Origin of the sequence: Tepidibacter mesophilus, from assembly GCF_002724055.1 — a bacterium.
Lineage (GTDB): Bacteria > Bacillota > Clostridia > Peptostreptococcales > Peptostreptococcaceae > Tepidibacter_A > Tepidibacter_A mesophilus.
In genome coordinates, this window is sequence record NZ_BDQY01000002.1 from 166,366 (window position 1) to 187,481 (window position 21,116).

Here is a 21,116-nt window from a genome sequence, read left to right on the forward strand (position 1 = left end):
TATTAAGGAGGTTTTTAAATGGCTAAAAAAAGAGAAAAACATTTCGACCCTTATATATTCTACACTACGATATTATTAGTAGTAATAGGTATTATAATGGTATTTAGCTCAAGTTACGTTCAGGCTAAATTTAAGCAAAATGATGCTTACTATTTTTTGAAGAGGAATATGATATATTCAATACTAGGATTTTGTGTAATGATTTTTGTATCTAAGATAAATTACAAAAGACTGGAAAAATTTATGCCTATGATAGGTATTATCACTGTGATATTATTGGTGGCAGTACTTACTCCACTGGGTAAATCATTTAATGGAGCAAAGCGTTGGCTTGGAGTTGGAGGACTTACTATAATGCCATCTGAAATAGCTAAATTTGCTTCAATAATAATAGTGTCTAAGATAATAGATAACAAAAAAGATAAAATGAATAATCTTATACAAGGGATCGTACCTCCTCTTATGATATCTGGTGTATTCTTTGCACTTATAGTGCTACAGCCTGACTTATCCACTGGAGGAACTATAATAATGACTACATCTATCATGCTATTTGTAGCTGGTATGGATTTAAAGTATGTATATACTATGATAGGTTCCGGATTTGCCCTATTAGGTGTACTTATTGCAATAGCACCATATAGACTTAAAAGATTTACATCGTTTTTGGATCCATTTAAAGATCCGTTAGGGGATGGATATCAAGTTATCCAATCATTGTATGCACTAGGTTCTGGAGGATTATTTGGGCTGGGTCTTGGAAGAAGTAGACAAAAGTTTTTTTATATACCAGAGCCTCAAAATGATTTTATATTTGCCATAATAGGAGAAGAGTTGGGATATGTAGGGTGTATATTTATATTATTGTTATTTTTATTTTTAATATACAGGTGTATAAGAATAGCTATTAATTGTCCTGATACATTTTCTTGTATGTTGGTCACAGGAATTACATCTCAAATAGGAATACAAGTTATGATAAATATAGCTGTTGCAACATCTTCAATGCCTGTTACAGGTATGCCGCTTCCGTTCATAAGTTATGGAGGAAGTTCTCTTATAATATTTATGGCAGCTATGGGAGTTGTATTAAATATATCAAGACATGTTAAGATAGACAGGAGTTGATTTGATGAAAGTTTTAATTTCAGGTGGAGGGACAGGAGGTCATGTTTATCCAGCTATAGCTATAGCAAATAAATTAAAAGAAGAAATTGAAGATATAGAAATTTTATTTGTTGGAACAAAAAATGGAATAGAAAGTGAAATAGTTCCAAAAGCAGGTTATGAACTTAAAACAATAACTGTTCAGGGATTTAGAAGAAAGATAAGTGTAGATAATTTTAAAAGGGTTATTAAGTTGTTTAAGGGGTTAGAACAATCAAGAAGAATAATAAAGAAGTTCAAGCCGGATATAGTAATAGGGACAGGTGGATATGTTTGCGGTCCTGTAGTTTTAAATGCAAGTATAAATAAAATACCTACTATAATACATGAACAAAATGCATTCCCGGGTATAACAAATAAAATTTTATCTAAATTTGCAAGTAAGATTTTGATAAGCTTTGAGGATGCTAGAAAATATTTTAAAGATAAAGATAATGTGGTTTTTACTGGAAATCCAGTTAGAAAAGAAATTTTAATAAGTGATAAATATTCTTCAAGAAAAAAACTTGGAATAAATGAAGATAAGAGGATGATTTTATGTGTAGGTGGGAGTGGTGGAGCAACAAAATTGAACGATTCTATGAAAAAAATAATTCCAAGACTTGTAAAAGAGGATATACAATTTATACATGTAACAGGGAAAAATCACTATGATAAATTTATAAATTCATTACAAGAACAGAACTTTAGAGGATGCCAAAAAGTAGTTCCGTATATTGATGATATGGCAAGTGCTTTAGCTGCCTGTGATCTGGTAATATGTAGTGCTGGAGCTATAACGCTTGCAGAGGTTACTGTATTATCAAAACCTTCTATAGTTATCCCTAAGGCTTATACAGCAGAAAATCATCAAGAATTTAACGCTAAAAGTATAGAAAAAAAAGGTGCTGGAATAGCTATATTAGAAAAGCAATTGACGTATAAAAAATTGGAAGACACTATATTTAAGATACTTGGAGATAGAGAAAAACTAGCTCAAATGGGTAGAAATAGTGGGGAAATAGGAAATTCTAAAGCTATTGATAATATATATATCGAAATTATAGACGTCTTAAAGTAACATAAAACCCTGCTAATACATAAAATTATATATTATAAAGACAAATTTAAAATATATCAATTTAACTTTTAGTAGGGGGTGGCCCTTTTGGCAAAATATATAGTCCAAGGTGGAAATAAATTAGAAGGTGAAATTAGATTAAAAGGTGCAAAAAATTCAGTATTACCCATAATAGCGGCAACTATATTGAATGAAGGTGAAAGTGTAATACACAATGTCCCTAATATATCAGACGTTAAAGTAATGATTGATATATTAAAGTATATAGGTTGCTATGTAAAAACTGAGGGTGATACATTAATTATTGATACTAAAAATATTAACTCATCTGAAATTCCTGAAAGTTTTGTTAGAAAGATGAGATCTTCTATAATATTTTTAGGGTCTATGGTGAGCAGGTTTGGTCATACTAAGATTAGTTATCCAGGTGGATGTGAAATAGGCCCAAGGCCAATCGATCTACACTTAAAGTCATTATCTCAAATGGGAGTAGACATTGAGGAAACACATGGATATATAAAATGTAAAAGACAACATAATAAGGCTTGTGAAATAACTCTTGATTTTCCAAGTGTTGGAGCAACTGAAAATGTCATGCTAGCCGCTATAAAAAGTAATGGAATAACAAAAATATATAATCCAGCAAAAGAGCCTGAAATAATAGACCTTGCAAACTTTTTAAATGCTATGGGGGCTAATATAAAAGGAGCAGGAAATAGCTGTATAGAAATACAGGGTGTTGATAAATTAAATGATGTTGAGTATAGAATAATACCTGATAGGATCGCTATAGGAACTTATTTAGTAGCGGGAGCAATAACGAAGGGTAGAATAATTATAGATGATATAATACCAAGTCATATTAACAGCATTGTTTCAAAACTTAGAGAAACCGGATGTGAGATTGAATATATAAACAACAAGGTTCAACTGATTGCGCCTAAAACTATACACTCTATAGATGTTATAAAAACTTTACCTCATCCAGGGTTCCCAACTGATATGCAGGCTCAAATGATGGCTTTGATGACCTTATCAAATGGTGCGTGTATAATAAATGAAAATATATTTGAGAACAGATTTAAACACTGTGAAGAACTTATTAGAATGGGAGCTAATATCAATATTAATGGAAAATTAGCTGTAATAAGAGGTGTTGATAAATTAATGGGAGCAAAGGTCAAATCTTCTGATTTAAGAGGAGGTGCAGCTCTTGTTCTAGCAGGTCTTGCTGCGGATGAATATACAGAAATAGACAGTATACATCATATAGAAAGAGGATATGAATCTATGGAAAAGGTGTTGACTAGTCTAGGAGCTAACATTATTAGGGCTTAGACTTAAGCCCTTTTTATATACTAAAATATCATGTCGTTTCTAATTTGTTTTGAAACCTAAGAGGATTTGTTGATTATATTAGACATGATTCATCATAAATAGAATTTTTGAAAAGGGGGGGACAAGTTCTATGAAAAAAAAATATAAAATAATTACTTTTATAATGATCTTAATAATATGCGTATTTGGATACATAGTAATAAAAACAGATTATTTTACTTTAAAAAAATTAAGTATTGTTGGACAGGTTAAACTTAGCAGACAAGATGTATTAATTAGTGGTAAAATAGAACTTGGAAATAATATATATAAATACAGTCCAAAACAAATAAGGAAAAATTTACTTGAAAATTCATACATAGAAGATGCTAATGTAAAAATAAAATTTCCCGATAATATAATCATAGACTTAAAAGAACGTGTAGCTATGTGCGCTATACCTTATATGGGTTCTTATGCTCTTATAAATGAAAAAGGAATAGTTTTAAAGGTTGAAGATGACTTGAAAAATGTAGATGTACCTTTAATTGGAGGCATAAATCTTCAAAAATTGAAAATCGGGCAAAGTGTAGAAATAAAAGACGATAGTTTATTAAATAAGATATTGGATTTGCTAAATGCTTGTAATAATGCTAAAATTTTAAGTAATATATCTCAAATAAATATAGATGACAAAAAGAATATAGATTTATATACAATAAATGGAATAAGAGTTCTTCTTGCAAAAGGAGAAAATTTAGATTATAAAATGACAGAATTAAATAAAATATTGATAGATTTATATACTAAGAATATAAAAGTTGGTATAGTAGATATGAGGTATGATTCATATCCCGTATATAGACCTGAATAGGTGGTGGGTTATTTTGAAGAAAAATAGTTTGTCATTGTTGATACTGAGTGTTTTGTTAGGAATGCTAATTATAATTGAATTTAAAACGGTAGATAAAACTACAGGTGGATTAGTGTCTTCACAAAAAGCCAATCAGTTGTCAATTGAACTAAAGAGTTTGACGGATAGGAAAAAGGCATTAGAAAAAGATGTACAAGAATTAGAAGGTAGAATACAGGAATACAAGGATTCTGAGGCTGAAAAAAATGTTCTTGTAAAAAATTTAAAAGAAGATACTAAAAAGTATGAGACATTAGCTGGATATTATGACGTAAGTGGCCCGGGGGTTATAATAACTATAAAAAAACAACAAGGAACAAATGATGAAACAGTACTGCTTTATAATTATGATCAGATACTTACTATAATAAATAAGCTAAATGCAGCAGGTGCAGAAGCTATATCTATAAATGGAGAAAGATATGTATTGAGTACAGAAATACATTTGTCTGGTGATAAGGTTATAGTAAATGGAAATCCTATAATGACTCCATTTGAAATTAAGTGTATAGGAGACCCTGATATATTAGAATCTGCTTTGAATATGAGATTTGGAATAATTTATCAACTTAGAAATGAATGGAATTTAGATGCCAATGTAAAAAAGCAAGATAATATAAAAATATCTAGATATAATAAGACTATAGAGTTTAAATATGCCAAGCCAGTAGAATATAATGTGAAGGTGAAATAATATGCGTAATATAAAGATAAAACAAAAATCTATGATAATCGCAAATTTCATAATAGGCATAGTAATAGCTATAAACATTAAAAGTCTTAAGGGTGATCAAACTTTTGTTACATTGAAAACAATAAAAGAAATTGAAAATCAAATAGAAATAGAAAGAGTTGAAGTTGAGAACCTAAATAAATTAATACTTGAGAAAAAATCGAATATAGCCAAATATGAACTTGAAATTGAAGATACAGGTTCTATAAGAACCATACTAGAAGAAGAATTAAATAGCGATAAAATTATAACTGGATTCCAAGATGTAATTGGAGAAGGTATAATAGTCATAATGAGTGATAGTGAAAGAGAAATGGAAGATTGGGAGCGTGCTGAAGATTTTGTTATTCACGACAGAAATGTATTATCAGTTATAAATGATCTTAAGATTGCTGGAGCAGAAGCTATATCTATAAATGGAGAAAGGCTGACTACATTTTCTGAGATAAAGTGTGCAGGTCCTACCATAACAGTGAATGGAAATACATATGGACAACCATTTGTTATAAAGGCAATAGGTGATAGGAAATTTTTGAAATCTGCTATGGAAAATCCAGGTTCACAGATGAGCTTGAATAAATATCTTTATGATATAGGTTTTGAAGTAGAGGAAAAAGATGAAATAATAATACCTAAATATAGTGGTGAATTTGATTTTGAATATATAAAAGAAGGTGATTAATTTGATTTTATCTTTGATAGGACTTGCACTAGGAATAATTATTGGATATTATATACCTGTAACTTATCCTGATAGTTATTCTTTGTACATATCTGTAGGGCTATTAGCTGCAATGGACTCTGTATTTGGAGCTATAAGAGGAACACTTGAAGGTAAGTATGATGGAATTATATTTATAACTGGTTTTTTTGGAAATGCAATTTTAGCTGGTATACTTGCCTATATAGGAGATAGATTAGGATTTCCTTTGTATTATGCTAGTATATTCGTTTTTGGAGGAAGATTATTTCAAAATTTTGCTATTATTAGAAGACATGCTTTTGATAAATTGATTAATAAAAAAAGAGGAAATTAATACTTTCTGTTGAATAACTTAAATATTAATAAAAATTTTAAAAAAATATGATTTAATAAATATAGTATAAAAAATAAAAAGAATTATATAAGTAAGGAGGTTCTTACATGCTACAATTTGATGTTGGTATGGATCAGTTTGCACAAATTAAAGTAATAGGAGTAGGCGGCGGAGGAAACAATGCTGTTAATAGAATGATAGAGGCTAATTTACAAGGTGTAGAGTTTGTAGCTATAAATACAGACAAACAAGCACTTTTTACATCGAAAGCTGAACAAAAGATACAAATAGGAGAAAAGTTAACAAGAGGACTAGGAGCGGGAGCAAATCCTGAAATAGGACAAAAAGCAGCAGAAGAAAGTAAGGAAGATATCACACAAGCTCTTCAAGGTGCGGATATGGTATTTGTAACTGCTGGAATGGGTGGTGGAACAGGAACGGGAGCAGCTCCTGTAGTTGCGAAAGTTGCTAAGGAATTAGGAATACTTACAGTAGGTGTTGTTACAAAGCCTTTTACTTTTGAAGGTAAAAGAAGAATGATTCATGCGGAACAAGGTATAAAAGAATTTAAATCTAATGTAGATACATTGATAACTATACCAAATGATAGATTATTACAAATAGTAGAAAAGAAAACATCTATGCTTGATGCTTTTAAGAAAGCTGATGATGTATTACAACAAGGGGTTCAAGGTATATCTGACTTAATAGCTGTACCTGGACTTGTAAATCTAGACTTTGCTGATGTTCAAACTATAATGAGAGAGCAAGGATTAGCTCATATGGGTATAGGTAATGCTAAAGGCGAAAACAGAGCTATTGAAGCTGCAAAACAAGCTATTCAAAGTCCACTACTTGAAACTTCTATAAGAGGGGCGAAAGGTGTCCTTTTAAATATAACTGGAGGCGATGATTTAGGATTATTCGAAATCAATGAAGCTGCAAGCTTAGTTCAAGAAGCGTGTGATGAAGAAGCTAATATTATATTTGGGGCTGTTATAAATGAAGAACTAGGTGATGAACTTAGAATAACAGTTATAGCTACAGGCTTTGAAGAAGGACAAGATACTACTTTAAATATAGTAGATAAAAAAGAGAAGAACGAAGAAATTAAACAAGTTAAAGAAGAAAAAATAAATAATAGTGTGGATCCTGATTTGGATATACCTACATTTTTAAGAAGAAGATAATATTATCTTCTTTTTTTTTGCATAATTTTAAGTATTTATGCATAACTTTAAGATGGGAAAATATTGTTAAAAAATGAGGAAAATAAATCGCAATTCGACTACCTATTATGACATAAAAATAACTTAAAATTTAGTATAATTTATTTATAGGTTTTAATTAATACATGTCAAAAGAAAAAAGGTGGTTTAAATGATAGTTTATGCAGAATATTATTTCGTACATAATCTATTAGCAAATTACATGGTATTGAAAACAACCTCGAGGATAGTAAATAATAATTTTTCAAGATATAAAGCCTTTGCAGGTGGTTTTATAGGAGCTTTATATTGTATGGTCTATTTTATTCCAAGTATGATATTTTTATACAATATTTTAATGAAAATTATTTTTGCTTTATTAATAGTCTTTATAAGTTTTGAGTATAAAGGCATTAAGGAATATCTTAAATTACTGATGGTGTTTTATATTGTGAATATGTTTTTAGCAGGCAGTATATTTTATATAGTTTATTGCTCTGGGATAAATTATATTCTAGTATGCTTACCTTTAATTTATGCAACTTTTTTTATAGTTAGTAGTGGTCTTTTTGATAGGTTTTACAAAATAATAAAAAGCATTAATGTATTTAAAGATTTAAAAAATGATATAACTGTTAAGATTGAAGACAAGCAAGTTGTATTTAACACTTTAATGGATACAGGTAATCTATTAAAGGATCCTGTGAGCCAGAATCCTGTAATGATAGTGGATGTTAAAAAGCTAGAAGATGTTTTACCTCAAGAACTAGTATATGTGGATTATTCAGTTATGAATTTTAAAAAAGTAGATTATTTAATGAGTAAGCTAAGTGATGCTATTTCGAGTAGATTTAGGGTGATACCTTACAAAGTAGTAGGAAATGAAGATGGATTGCTGATAGGAATAAAGGCAGATTACATAGAAATACAGGGACATAAAAAGGGGAATATAATATTGGGCTTATCAAATTTAAGTTCGGATGATATGAATGCATATGATGCAATAATAAATCCTAATTTTATATGATAAGAAATCATAGAATTTTCATTAATCTGTAATATTGATTAAATAATTATACTTGAAACTATTTTAAGCAACAGAGTCGTTAGACTTGTTGGCGATATGAGCTATGCGTTAGAATAAAGCGAATTTTATTAAGGGGGAGAGAAGTTTATGGTTAAGTTGTTTTACAAATTAAAGAATAAAATTGTATATTTAGTCAATAAACTATTGATTAAATTTAATGTTATTAGAAAAGATGAGATATATTATTTAGGTGGCAATGATATACTCCCTCCGCCGTTGAATGCTGAAGAGGAAGCTGAGGTTTTAAAAAAACTAGAGAATGATGAAAGTGTTAAAAGTATATTAATAGAGAGAAACTTAAGGCTTGTAGTATACATATCTAGAAAATTTGAAAATACAGGTCTTGACATAGAGGATTTAATATCAATAGGTACAATTGGTCTTATAAAAGCTGTTAATACATTTAAATTGGATAAAAATATTAAGCTTGCTACATATGCATCAAGATGTATAGAAAATGAAATACTTATGTATCTTAGAAAAAATAGTAAGAAAAAAGTAGAAATATCGTTTGACGAACCTTTGAACATTGATTTAGATGGAAATGAGCTTTTACTTTCTGATGTTATGGGAACTGACAATGATGAAATATACAAATTAATAGAAGAGGAAATAGATAGAGAACTACTTCAAATAGCACTGGATAAACTTTCTATAAGAGAAAAACAGATAATGGAATTGAGATTTGGGCTTAAAAGTGGAGATGAAAAAACTCAAAAGGAAGTAGCTAATATGCTTGGAATATCTCAATCATACATATCTAGGCTTGAGAAAAAAATAGTATTTAGATTAAAAAAAGAAATGAAAAAATTTGTTTAAAATGTAAAATTTTAAGCATCCTCTTTAAGTATAAAATTCATATTTCTGTAAATAATTTAATATAGAAATAACTTGAAGAGAGGGCTGGTATGATGCAAATAAATAAAGTGGAAATCTGTGGAGTGAATACATCTGAATTACCAGTATTAAAAAATAAAGAAATGCGAGAACTCTTGGTTAGAATAAAGGATGGAGATGAAGAGTGTAGGCAGAAATTTGTAAATGGTAACTTGAGACTTGTTTTAAGCGTTATACAAAAATTCAATAATAGAGGAGAAAATATAGATGATTTATTTCAAATAGGATGTATAGGTCTTATTAAAGCTATAGATAATTTTGATTTAAGTCAAAATGTAAGATTTTCAACTTATGCAGTACCTATGATAATTGGAGAAATAAGAAGATATCTAAGAGATAACAATCCTATAAGGGTTAGTAGATCTTTGAAAGATATAGCTTATAAAGCTTTACAAGTAAGAGAGAGATTAACTATAGAAAATCTAAAAGAACCTAATGTAACTCAAATAGCTAAAGAGTTAAACATGAATAGAGAAGATGTAGTCTTAGCTTTAGATGCAATACAAGATCCTATATCTTTGTTTGATCCTATATATCAAGATAATGGAGATGCCATATATGTTATGGACCAGGTTCAAGATAAAAAAGGAAGAGATGAAGTTTGGATAGAGGAGATAGCCTTAAAAGAAGCTGTAAAAAAGCTTAATAGTAGAGAAAAGTTGGTTCTTGATTTAAGATTTTATAAAGGTAAAACTCAAATAGAAGTTGCTGATGAAATAGGTATATCTCAGGCACAGGTTTCTAGAATAGAAAAAAATGCTTTGAAAAATATGAGAAAGCATATTTGACCCTAAGTGGTCATTTTTTTTATCTATAAAAATAGTATAAAATAGGTTTTTAATTCATAATTATTATAAATAAAAGGGGGAGATACATATGTTTAAAATTTCAGATATGATGGAAAAAGAGGTTGTTAATATAAATAATGGCAAAAAGTTGGGATTTATAAATGATATAGAATTGGATATGGGAGAAGGTAGAATAAGGTCTTTAATAATTGTCAATGAAGGTTCAAGAGGCTACTTGTTATCACGAGGAGAAGCTTGTTCTATATCATGGAACAATATAATTAAAATAGGACATGATATGATCTTAGTAAAAATAGATCAGCAAGTTGATTTTAATGACATAGACATATAAAACATTAATGTATATAATTATGTTATTAGAAATTATTGGAGGTATGCTATGAAATGTCCATACTGTAGTTTTTTACAGTCTAGGGTAATCGATTCTAGACCAACAGATGAGGGAACTTCGATAAGAAGAAGAAGAGAGTGTGAAAGTTGTAAAAAAAGATTTACAACTTATGAAAAAATAGAATATGTAAGGCTTGTAGTTATAAAAAAAGATGGAAATAGAGAAAGTTTTGATAGAAGTAAAATAATAAATGGGATAATAAAAGCATGTGAAAAACGACCAGTTTCAATTGAGCAAATTGAAAATATAGTAGACCAGATAGAATATAATATAAATAAAAATATGTTCAAGGAAATAGAAACCAAGAAAATAGGCGAGTTAGTCATGGAAAAGCTAAAGAATATAGATGAGGTATCTTATGTTAGATTTGCATCTGTATATAGGCATTTTAAAGATATAAACACATTTGTTCAAGAATTAGAAAAAATACTAAATGAGAAAAGGTGAAACATGATGTATATGGATTTTGATAATTTAAATAAATGTGATTTTGCTAAGGTTATATTTACTACTAAAGAATTGGATATGTCTATTTTTGAAGATAGAAAAAAAATATGTAAATGTTTGAACTTTAATTTTGATAATTTAACATATAATAAGCAAGTTCATGGAAATGACGTAGTAATAGTTGATAAGGACAATATAGGAAATATTGAAGAGGCCGACGGAATAATAACTAATATTGCTGATGTTCCTATAATGATATTTGTAGCTGATTGTGTATCTATAGCTTTTATAGATATACAAAATAAAGTTATAGGTTGTGTCCATGCTGGCTGGAGAGGAACTTACAAAGAGATATCTTCGATTATGATAAATAAAATGAAAACTGTATTTAAATCAAATGTTGAAAATATTAAGTGTGTAATAGGACCTGCTATAGGAAGTTGTTGTTATGAGGTTTCTCATGACTTAGTAGAAAAATTTAACGAAAAGTTTACAAACTCAACTGAGAATTTATATATAATAAGAGGTGAAAAGTATTACTTAGATCTTTTTAAAATTAATGAATTCATACTTATGAAAAATGGAATAAAGAGAGAGAATATATTTAATCCAAACTTGTGCACTTATTGTGATGAAAATACATTCCATTCATATAGAAGAGAAAATACAACTTCAAAGAGAATGGCTATGGTGATGCAGATACTCTAAAGGAGGAAGAATCTATGAATACAAATATACTTGTTGTTGATGATGAAGAGCATATAGTCGAGCTCTTGAAGTTTAATTTAGAGATAGAGGGATATAATATACAGGTTTCATATGATGGCTTTGATGCTTTTATAAAAGCAAGAGATTTAAAGCCTGATTTGATATTATTAGATAGAATGCTTCCGAATATAGATGGACTTGAGGTTTTAAAGAAAATAAGAGAAGATAATAGTATAAAGAATATACCTGTAATAATGTTGACAGCAAAGACTATGGAAAAAGATAAGATAGATGGGCTTGAAGTTGGAGCAGATGATTATATAAGTAAACCATTTAGTATAAAAGAGGTTTTGGCTAGGGTTAAGGCCGTACTTAGAAGGTATAATTCAAATAAGCCTGAAAAAAAGACGTCTATAGAGCTAGGTAATATAAGAATAGATTTACAAAACTATGAGGTATTTAAAGGTTCTAAAAAGATAGATTTAACGTTAAAAGAATTTGAGTTGTTAAAACTTTTAGTTCAAAATCACGGTAAAGTTTTATCTAGAAATTTTTTATTGGACAAAATATGGGGATATGAATATTTTGGAGAAACCAGGACTGTAGATGTTCACATAAGACATTTAAGAAAAAAAATAGAAGATGATGAGAAATATATAGAAACTATAAGAGGGGTAGGGTATAAGGTAAATTTAAAAGAAGGTGATTAATATAAAAATGAATGATATATATTTGATTATTCTATTGCTTATTATAGTATCAAGTTTAATATATAGATATTTGCGTGTTCTTAGAAAGTATTTAAAAGAGCTTATATATGCATCAAATAGAGTGAGTGAGGGTGATTTTTCAGTTAAACTTAAAAATCAGTATAGTGGAGATATTGGAAGGTTGTCTAGTAATTTTAATTTTATGATAAGTAAGATAAATACTAATATAGAACAGTTAGAAGATAGAAATATGAAGTTGAAATCTATATTAAAGAGTATATCAAATGGAATAGTAGCTATAGATAATGAAGAAAAGATATTACTTATAAATGATGTAGCTAAAAAATTATTTGATAATAGTGGTTTTATGTTTGAAGGACAAAAAATAGACTGCGCTATAAATAATGAAGCTATATCAAACGCCATATCTACACTAATTCCTACTAGAGAGAATAAAAAAATTCAGATAAAGGATCAAAATGATAGGTACTATAAAATAAAGATAGATCCTATATATTTAAAAAATGAAAAAAATGTAGTCATAGGGTCTATTATTAATATAGAGGATATAACTGAAAATGTTAGACTAGAAAAAATAAGATCTGACTTTGTTGCAAATGTAACTCATGAAATTAAAACACCATTGACATCTATAAATGGATTTGTAGAAACTTTAAAAAACAATGATTCTATAGATTTTGAAACTAGAAATAGATTTTTAGATATAATAGAGATAGAATCTAATAGACTTAGAAGATTGATTGACGATATACTTGTACTTTCTTTTATAGAAAATAACGAAAATGGAAAATATGATAGTGTTAACTTATATTCTGTATTCAAAGAAGTATACAATCTTACATATAATCTAGCTACAAATAAAAATATAAAGTATATATATGAATTTTCAAGTCAGGATATTATTATAAAGGCTAATAAAGATTATATAAAGCAAGTATTTTTAAATCTAATTGACAATGCAATAAAGTATACACCTGAAAATGGAGAAATATCAGTTTTTGTAGTTCAAAAAGATAATCAAATAAAAATATTTGTAAAAGATACGGGTATGGGAATACCTCAGTCTGATATACCTAGAATATTTGAACGATTTTATAGAGTTGATAAGGCTAGAAGTAAAAAAATAGAAGGAACAGGGCTTGGTCTTGCTATTGTAAAACATATAATACTATCTATGGGTGCAGATATAAAGGTAAAAAGTGCCCTTAATAGAGGTACTGAATTTATAGTAACTATGAATGAATAAATATTTCCTTAAATTACTAGGGGATATTTATTTTATTTTTGTAAAAATAAGTATATGAAATAAAGCAAATCATAAAAAGGAGATGATGGTTTGGGAAATTACGTATACTTAATATCCTGTTCGTTTTTTATGGGTATATTTGCAAGAATGTACATGATGAAGTTAGATTATAGACAGTACCCTACATATCCTCAAGGCTTTATATCTCACATTACTCTTGGTATAATAGCTGCTGCACTCGGAGCTGTAGCAGTTCCATCTCTTGCTGAAAAAGAGTTTTCCGCAGTTACATTCTTAACTGTAGCAGCTCAGCAATTTAGGGATGTTAGAAATATGGAAAGACAAAGTCTTGACAATATAGAAGATACTGAAATTGTTCCAAGAGGTATGGCTTATATAGAGGATATAGCCAAGGCATTTGAAGCTAGAAATTATATGGCAATATTAACAGCACTAGCTACAGGTATGGTATTTTATTTATCATCAAAAACTTTTAATATGAATAACACAGTATCGATTTTATCATCTGTGATTACAGGTTTTGTTGTGGCTAGAATATTAAAGACTATGTTGACTAGAGATAAAGTAGGAGAAGTAGCTGATGTTGTACCTGCTAAAATGGAATTTGATGGACCTTTTCTTAAAATAAACGGAGTAGTTATAATGAATGTAGGACTTTCATCGTCTAGAAATAGATATTTACAAGATGGACTAGCTGTTGAGATTATACCTAAAGATCCTAATGATATAGGTGTTTTATCTAATTTTGGTCAAAGACAGGTTATAGCACATAACGCATCAGTTCAACTTGGAATAAAAAAAGACCAAGACGAACCGGATTTTACTCCTATATTGAGAAGAAATCCAGAGAAAGAAAGCATAGTAATGCCTATAATACCTATAAAAAAAGATGAAAGTTTATTAATAGAGATAATTAAGAATACTCCTATTATAGAATCTGCAAAAGGAAAAACTAATTTTTTGAAAGGTAGGAGATAATTATGGATATAGGATTAAGTGATTATATAATTGCTATTGTTACAACTGATAAAAATATGAAGTCAAACACAGTACCTATATTTTATGCAAAAGATAGAGATGATTTAGAGAGAAGATCGCTTGTAATATCAAAGTGTGTTATGGGAATGGTTCATGATGCACTAAATGATACATTTATAATAGTTAAACATTAAGGTACTTTTTATTAAGGTGCCTTTTTTATCTTTAATAAAATTATATAATTGTTGACTTATGGGTAGTAGCAACATTAGTGAATGTATAGAATTAGACGGAGTTTGTTATCTTGACTATTTGAGCGATTACGTGATAATATAATTTGACATATTATTTAAAAGAGTGGTGATGTTATTGGAACTAAAAAACATTGAGGAAATAAAAAATATCATAAGTGGTGTGAATAAAGGAAGTATCGCAGAGGAATTAGGTATTGAAGTTGGAGATGTACTTTTAAGTATAAATGATAAAAAGATAGAGGATATTATAGAATATAAGTTTTTTATATCAGATGAATATTTAGAAGTTAAGATACAGAAGAAAGATGGAGAAATATATATATATGAAATAGAAAAAGAATATGATGAGGACTTAGGCATCGAATTTATAAATCCTATAATAGATAAAGCTAAAAGCTGTAGAAATAAATGTATATTTTGCTTTATAGATCAGCTTCCAAAAGGAATGAGAGAAACTCTTTACTTTAAAGACGATGATTCAAGGCTTTCATTTTTGCAAGGGAACTTCATAACTCTTACTAATATGAGTGAAGGTGATATACAAAAAATGATACAATATAGAATAAGTCCCGTTAATATATCAGTTCATACAACTGATCCAAATCTTAGGGTAAAGATGCTCAACAATAAAAATGCAGGCAAAATATATGATATAATGAAGAGGTTAGCAGATGCAGGGATAGAGATGAACGCTCAAATAGTTTTATGTCCTGAGGTTAATGATAAAGAAAATCTAGATAAAACTCTTAAAGACTTATCAAAACTACATCCTAATGTAAAAAGTGTTGCAGTGGTTCCTATTGGACTTACTAAGTATAGAGAAGGATTATTTAATGCTAATATATATGATGGGAATTCTTCAGTACAGGTTATAGATTATATAAATAAATTTCAAAAGTATGCACTTGATAATCTAGGTACTAGATTTGTTTTTTTATCAGACGAATTTTATATCATGGCTAAAAAAGATATGCCTTCTTATGAAGCTTATGAAGGTTTTGTTCAGATAGAAAATGGAGTAGGTCTTATTTGCAAGCTCGAAAGAGAGATAGATGATTATCTTCAAAAAACTTTTGTTAGATTGAAGAAGCAAAAGACAGTGACCATTGCAACTGGAGAATCTGCTTATGAGTTTATAAAAAAAGTTTCTTTAAAGGTTATGGATAAGGTAGAGAATCTGAAAATAAATGTGTATAAGATAAAAAATGAATATTTTGGAGAGACGATAACTGTATCAGGACTTATAACTGCAACGGATATAATGAATCAGTTAAAGGATGTAAATCTTGGGGACAAGCTTGTAATACCTAGAGCAATGTTAAAATCCGACGAAGATATATTTTTAGACAATATAACCCTTGAACAACTTGAAGAAAGATTAAATATAAAAATAGATGCAGCTAGAAATAAAGGTGCAGATTTTGTAAAAAAAATAATAAAGTAACATAGAAAGGGAGTAATTTTAAATGAGTAAACCAATAGTTGCCGTAGTTGGAAGACCTAATGTTGGAAAATCAACATTGTTCAATAAATTAGTAGGCAAGAGAATTGCAATAGTAGAAGATACACCAGGAGTAACTAGAGATAGAATTTATGCAGAGGGAGAATGGCTAAATAAATACTATACTTTAATAGATACTGGTGGAATTGAGCCTGAGAGTGAAGATATAATAGTGTCTCAAATGAGAACTCAAGCTGAACTTGCCATGGATATGGCTCACGTAATTTTATTTGTAGTAGATGGAAAAGTTGGACTTACAAAGGACGACAGAGAAGTAGCTCAGATGCTTAGAAAAACTAAAAAACCTGTATTGTTAGTTGTAAATAAAGTAGATAATAAAGAAAAATCAGAGCATTTTTATGATTTTTATGAACTAGGATTTGGAGATCCAATAGAAATATCTGCTTCAATAGGTCTTGGCATAGGGGATTTGTTAGATGAGGTTGTTGATAACTTCCCAGAGGGATTAGATACTGAATATGACCCAGATGTAATCAAAGTAGCTATAGTTGGGAAACCAAATGCAGGAAAATCTTCTATACTTAACAATATATTAGGAGAAGAAAGAGTAATAGTAAGTCCGATAGCTGGTACTACAAGAGATGCTATAGATACTTACTTTGAAGATGGAGATGATAAGTATTTATTAATAGATACTGCTGGTCTTAGAAAAAGAAGTAGAATACATGAAAATATAGAAAAATATAGTGTTATAAGGTCTATAACAGCTGTTGAAAGAGCAGATGTTGCACTTATAGTGATAGATGCTACTGAAGGATTTACAGAGCAAGACACTAAGGTAGCTGGTATCGCACATGATGAAGGAAAGGCTTGTATAATAGTAATTAATAAATGGGATTTAATAGAAAAAGATAATAAAACTATGAATAACTACATACAAGATATAAGGAGTAAATTTCCATTTATGTTGTATTCTCCTATAATATTTATATCAGCTAAGACAAATCAAAGAATGAATACTGTACTACCTAAGGTTAAATATGTTTCGAATGAAGCTTCAAAGAGAATTCAAACAGGTGCATTAAATGACGTAATAGGAGAAGCTGTACTTTTAAATCAACCACCTTCTGATAAGGGTAAGAGACTTAAGATTTACTATGCAACTCAAACTGGTGTTAAGCCTCCTAGATTCACTTTATTTATAAATGATAAGGAACTTACACATTTTTCTTATCAAAGATACTTAGAAAATAAAATAAGAGAGAATTTTGGATTTGAGGGTACTCCTGTTAGATTCAATTATAAAGAAAAAGAAAGGAAGAGATAAATAATATGAATGATTATTTTATAGCTGCTTTAATTTCTTATTTCTTAGGTAATATTTCAACATCTTATATTTTAGGAAAGACTATTGCAAAAATAGATATTAGAAATCATGGGTCTGGAAATGCAGGTACAACTAATGTACTTAGAACTTTGGGCAAAAAAGCCGCGCTAATAACTTTTTTAGGAGATGCGTTAAAAGGTTCATTAGCTGTATATATAGGACTTAAGATTGGCGGTAGAAATATTGCACTAATATCTGCATTATTCGTTGTCTTAGGTCACGATTGGCCTGTTGTACTGAAATTTAGAGGTGGTAAAGGAGTAGCAACTACTATTGGGGCTATTATGGTTATAAATCCTTTGCAAGCTATAATATCCATATTAATGGGTGTGATAATTATATGTATTACTAGATATGTATCTTTAGGCTCTATGCTTGGAATATGTACACTTCCGTTTTTGATGTTTTTGGTAGGTAAAAATGAATTAATAGTGTCTATCGTTTTGACTGTTTTGATTTTATTTACGCATAGAGAGAATATAAAAAGACTTATTAAAGGTAAAGAGAGAAAACTAGGCAAAAAAGTTCAAATAAAATAGAGTTAGAAGGTGTTTTTATGGAAAAAATTTGTGTATTAGGAGCTGGTAGTTGGGGTAGCGCTCTTGCAATTTTATTATCTAAAAAAGGATACCAAGTAAGCTTATATATGAGAAACAAAGATCAGTATGAGAGTATAAAAAAGACTAGAGAAAACTTAAAATATCTTCCAGGGGTAATAATGCCAAACAATATAAATATGACAATGGATATTAAAGATGCTGTTGAAGAATCTAAAATAATAGTTCTAGGAGTAGCATCTCAAGGCGTTAGAGGTGTACTTAAATCAATAAAAGGCTGCGTTAGAGAGGATCAAATTATAGTGAATGTTGCAAAAGGATTTGAAAAAAACACTAACCTTAGAATATCTGAGGTAGTTAAAGAAGAGCTTCCGAATAATCCTTATGCTATTTTATCAGGGCCATCTCATGCTGAAGAAGTATCTAAAGATATGCCTACTACTGTAGTTGTCGCGTCGGAAGATATGAAAATAGCTGAATATGTTCAAGATACATTTATAAATCCTAAATTTAGAGTATATACAAATCCTGATGTTATAGGAGTTGAACTTGGAGGAGCTCTTAAAAATATAATAGCCTTTGGAGCTGGAGTTTGCGACGGACTTGGATATGGAGATAATACAAAGGCAGCTTTAATGACAAGGGGTATTAGAGAGATAGGAAGATTAGGAATGGCTATGGGTGCAAGAGGAAGTACTTTTTCAGGACTTTCAGGTATAGGAGATTTGATAGTTACTTGTACTAGTATGCACAGTAGAAATAGAAGAGCAGGAATACTTATAGGTAAAGGCAAATCATTACAAGAAACTCTTGATGAAATTAAAATGGTAGTTGAGGGAATACTTGCAACTGAGGCAGCTTATAATCTATCTAAAAAATATAATGTTGATATGCCAATAACAAATGAAATATATAAAGTGCTATATGGAGATAATGAAGTAAAAGAATCTGTTATAAATCTTATGTTAAGAAGTAAAACTCATGAAATGGAAGAAGTAGCTATGGATGAAAACTAAACTTTTAAAAGTTTAGTTTTCTTTTTTTGTAATAAAATTTATATTTTTGAAATATATATTTATTAAGAAATTTTATGCGGGGGGGATAATTGTGAAGAGTAATATATATGAAGATATATCCAAAAGAACTCAAGGCGATATATACATAGGTGTAGTAGGTCCTGTTAGAACTGGTAAATCTACGTTTATAAAAAGATTTATGGAGCTTTTAGTAATACCTAATATTGATAATGATTATAAAAAAGAACGAACTAGAGACGAATTACCACAAAGTGGAACAGGAAAAACTATAATGACTGTTGAACCTAAATTTGTACCAGCAGATGGAATAGAAATAAAAGTTAAAGATAAGCTTAGAATGAAAATTAGAATGGTTGACTGTGTAGGATATTTAGTTGATGGAGCATTAGGACATGAGGAAGAAGGAAAAGAGAGAATGGTCTCTACTCCTTGGATGGAAAAACAAATACCTTTTGAGATGGCAGCTGAAATAGGAACGAAAAAAGTAATAAAAGAGCATTCTACAATTGGAGTTGTAATGCTTACAGATGGAAGTGTTACAGGTATAGAGAGAAAAAGCTATGTACCATCAGAGGAAAGAGTTATAAATGAATTAAAAGAATTAAATAAGCCATTTAGTATTATCTTAAATACAAGAACACCTAATGATGAACAAACACTAAAATTAAAAAATGAATTGGAAGGCAAATATGATATGCCGGTATTACCTCTTGACATACTTAATATGGATTTGGACGATGTTGAAAATGTTATGGAAACTATATTATTTGATTTTCCACTTAGAGAAATAAATATAAATTTACCAAAATGGGTAGAAGGACTTGAAAAAAATCATTGGATTAAAAATGATATAATAAAGACTATAAAAGAAAGTCTTGATGATGTAGGCAAGATAAGAGATGTAACAAATATTTTAAATAGATTTGAAGATATTGAATTTTTGGATAAATGTTATTTAGATGATGTTGGACTTGGAGAAGGAATAGTAAATATAAAACTAGATACAAAACAGAATTTATTTTATAATGTATTGGAAGAAAATAGTGGTTTTAGAATTGAAGGAGAACATCAATTATTAAGTCTTATATCTAAGCTATCTAAAGTTAAGATGGAATATGATAAAGTAGAAGTTGCATTAAATGATGTTAGGGAGAAGGGATATGGATTAGTACCTCCGTCATTGGAGGAGTTGACTTTAGATATCCCTGAGAAAGTTAAAAAAGGAAATCAATATGGGGTTAAGCTAAGAGCCAAGGCTCCTTCTATACACTTAATTAGAGCAGATATAACTACTGAGGTGTCTCCTGTCGTTGGAACTGAAAAACAGGGAGAAGAACTTGTTAAATATCTTTTAGAGGGATTTGAAGAAAATCCAGAGGAAATATGGCAATCAAATATGTTTGGAAAATCACTGCATGATTTAGTTAAAGAACAGCTTCAAAACAAATTATTTATGATGCCAGAAGATGTGAGAATAAAAATGCAAAAAACACTTCAGAAAATAATAAATGAAGGTAGTGCTAATTTAATAACTATAATATTATAATCGTTAAACAAAAGAGGCTTATTTAAGCCTCTTTTTTTCTTGACTTTTAGGTAGTTGTTGATATAATCTAGTAATTAAGAGGGGTGCGTTTTCTAACCCTATTTTTTTTGTTAATTAATGTAT

The 21,116-nt window shown here is 29.2% G+C and carries 23 protein-coding genes; all 23 read left to right on the top strand.

Annotated features, from left to right (window positions below):
• Positions 1 to 18 precede the first annotated feature (18 nt).
• The 23 genes from spoVE to spoIVA all read left to right on the top strand — a co-directional run bounded on the left by spoVE (position 19) and on the right by spoIVA (position 20,993).
• A complete protein-coding gene (gene spoVE / locus Tmeso_RS02565) occupies positions 19 to 1,128 on the top strand; it encodes a stage V sporulation protein E (RefSeq protein ID WP_099187938.1) in 1,110 nt (369 codons plus the stop codon).
• A 4-nt stretch (positions 1,129 to 1,132) separates the two neighbouring features.
• Positions 1,133 to 2,227, top strand: a complete 1,095-nt coding sequence (gene murG / locus Tmeso_RS02570) for an undecaprenyldiphospho-muramoylpentapeptide beta-N-acetylglucosaminyltransferase (RefSeq protein ID WP_099187940.1) — start codon at positions 1,133 to 1,135, stop codon at positions 2,225 to 2,227.
• Positions 2,228 to 2,314: 87 nt separating this feature from the next.
• Positions 2,315 to 3,565 (top strand): UDP-N-acetylglucosamine 1-carboxyvinyltransferase, encoded by a 1,251-nt coding sequence (gene murA / locus Tmeso_RS02575; protein WP_099187942.1) that lies wholly within the window; start codon positions 2,315 to 2,317, stop codon positions 3,563 to 3,565.
• Between the two features lie 130 nt (positions 3,566 to 3,695).
• On the top strand, positions 3,696 to 4,418 hold the full coding sequence (locus Tmeso_RS02580; protein WP_099187944.1) for a cell division protein FtsQ/DivIB: 723 nt from the start codon (positions 3,696 to 3,698) through the stop codon (positions 4,416 to 4,418).
• Positions 4,419 to 4,431: 13 nt separating this feature from the next.
• Positions 4,432 to 5,151 (top strand): DUF881 domain-containing protein, encoded by a 720-nt coding sequence (locus tag Tmeso_RS02585; protein ID WP_187296194.1) that lies wholly within the window; start codon positions 4,432 to 4,434, stop codon positions 5,149 to 5,151.
• A gap of 1 nt (position 5,152) precedes the next feature.
• Positions 5,153 to 5,872: a DUF881 domain-containing protein gene (locus Tmeso_RS02590; RefSeq protein ID WP_099187948.1), complete on the top strand. Its 720-nt coding sequence runs from the start codon at positions 5,153 to 5,155 to the stop codon at positions 5,870 to 5,872.
• Between the two features lies 1 nt (position 5,873).
• Complete coding sequence (locus tag Tmeso_RS02595) at positions 5,874 to 6,227, top strand: small basic family protein (RefSeq protein ID WP_099187950.1); 354 nt, start codon at positions 5,874 to 5,876, stop codon at positions 6,225 to 6,227.
• A 107-nt stretch (positions 6,228 to 6,334) separates the two neighbouring features.
• Positions 6,335 to 7,417 carry a cell division protein FtsZ gene (gene ftsZ, locus Tmeso_RS02600; RefSeq protein ID WP_099187952.1) on the top strand — a complete coding sequence of 361 codons (1,083 nt, stop codon included), beginning with the start codon at positions 6,335 to 6,337 and terminating at the stop codon, positions 7,415 to 7,417.
• Between the two features lie 190 nt (positions 7,418 to 7,607).
• On the top strand, positions 7,608 to 8,462 hold the full coding sequence (locus tag Tmeso_RS02605; RefSeq protein ID WP_099187954.1) for a sigma-E processing peptidase SpoIIGA: 855 nt from the start codon (positions 7,608 to 7,610) through the stop codon (positions 8,460 to 8,462).
• Positions 8,463 to 8,609: 147 nt separating this feature from the next.
• A complete protein-coding gene (gene sigE, locus Tmeso_RS02610) occupies positions 8,610 to 9,341 on the top strand; it encodes an RNA polymerase sporulation sigma factor SigE (RefSeq protein ID WP_099187956.1) in 732 nt (243 codons plus the stop codon).
• 92 nt (positions 9,342 to 9,433) lie between these two features.
• Positions 9,434 to 10,207 carry an RNA polymerase sporulation sigma factor SigG gene (gene sigG, locus Tmeso_RS02615; protein ID WP_099187958.1) on the top strand — a complete coding sequence of 258 codons (774 nt, stop codon included), beginning with the start codon at positions 9,434 to 9,436 and terminating at the stop codon, positions 10,205 to 10,207.
• Between the two features lie 88 nt (positions 10,208 to 10,295).
• Positions 10,296 to 10,559 carry a YlmC/YmxH family sporulation protein gene (locus Tmeso_RS02620; RefSeq protein ID WP_099187960.1) on the top strand — a complete coding sequence of 88 codons (264 nt, stop codon included), beginning with the start codon at positions 10,296 to 10,298 and terminating at the stop codon, positions 10,557 to 10,559.
• A gap of 48 nt (positions 10,560 to 10,607) precedes the next feature.
• Positions 10,608 to 11,066: a transcriptional regulator NrdR gene (gene nrdR / locus Tmeso_RS02625; RefSeq protein ID WP_099187962.1), complete on the top strand. Its 459-nt coding sequence runs from the start codon at positions 10,608 to 10,610 to the stop codon at positions 11,064 to 11,066.
• A 6-nt stretch (positions 11,067 to 11,072) separates the two neighbouring features.
• Entirely contained in the window at positions 11,073 to 11,774 is a 702-nt protein-coding gene (gene pgeF / locus Tmeso_RS02630) for a peptidoglycan editing factor PgeF (protein ID WP_187296195.1), read from the top strand.
• A gap of 14 nt (positions 11,775 to 11,788) precedes the next feature.
• Positions 11,789 to 12,484, top strand: a complete 696-nt coding sequence (locus tag Tmeso_RS02635; protein WP_099187966.1) for a response regulator transcription factor — start codon at positions 11,789 to 11,791, stop codon at positions 12,482 to 12,484.
• A 7-nt stretch (positions 12,485 to 12,491) separates the two neighbouring features.
• Positions 12,492 to 13,751: a HAMP domain-containing sensor histidine kinase gene (locus tag Tmeso_RS02640; RefSeq protein WP_099188204.1), complete on the top strand. Its 1,260-nt coding sequence runs from the start codon at positions 12,492 to 12,494 to the stop codon at positions 13,749 to 13,751.
• A gap of 90 nt (positions 13,752 to 13,841) precedes the next feature.
• On the top strand, positions 13,842 to 14,750 hold the full coding sequence (locus Tmeso_RS02645) for a YIEGIA family protein (protein WP_099187968.1): 909 nt from the start codon (positions 13,842 to 13,844) through the stop codon (positions 14,748 to 14,750).
• Between the two features lie 2 nt (positions 14,751 to 14,752).
• Positions 14,753 to 14,944 carry a capping complex subunit for YIEGIA gene (locus tag Tmeso_RS02650; RefSeq protein WP_242967837.1) on the top strand — a complete coding sequence of 64 codons (192 nt, stop codon included), beginning with the start codon at positions 14,753 to 14,755 and terminating at the stop codon, positions 14,942 to 14,944.
• Between the two features lie 169 nt (positions 14,945 to 15,113).
• Positions 15,114 to 16,448 (top strand): DUF512 domain-containing protein, encoded by a 1,335-nt coding sequence (locus tag Tmeso_RS02655; RefSeq protein ID WP_408646038.1) that lies wholly within the window; start codon positions 15,114 to 15,116, stop codon positions 16,446 to 16,448.
• A gap of 22 nt (positions 16,449 to 16,470) precedes the next feature.
• Positions 16,471 to 17,793, top strand: coding sequence for a ribosome biogenesis GTPase Der (gene der, locus Tmeso_RS02660; protein ID WP_099187974.1), 1,323 nt, complete (start codon positions 16,471 to 16,473; stop codon positions 17,791 to 17,793).
• 5 nt (positions 17,794 to 17,798) lie between these two features.
• The gene (gene plsY, locus Tmeso_RS02665) at positions 17,799 to 18,392 is read left to right on the top strand and encodes a glycerol-3-phosphate 1-O-acyltransferase PlsY (RefSeq protein ID WP_099187976.1); all 594 of its coding nucleotides are present in this window, start codon (positions 17,799 to 17,801) and stop codon (positions 18,390 to 18,392) included.
• A gap of 17 nt (positions 18,393 to 18,409) precedes the next feature.
• A complete protein-coding gene (locus Tmeso_RS02670) occupies positions 18,410 to 19,426 on the top strand; it encodes an NAD(P)H-dependent glycerol-3-phosphate dehydrogenase (RefSeq protein WP_099187978.1) in 1,017 nt (338 codons plus the stop codon).
• Between the two features lie 91 nt (positions 19,427 to 19,517).
• On the top strand, positions 19,518 to 20,993 hold the full coding sequence (gene spoIVA, locus Tmeso_RS02675) for a stage IV sporulation protein A (protein WP_099187980.1): 1,476 nt from the start codon (positions 19,518 to 19,520) through the stop codon (positions 20,991 to 20,993).
• Positions 20,994 to 21,116 lie beyond the last annotated feature (123 nt).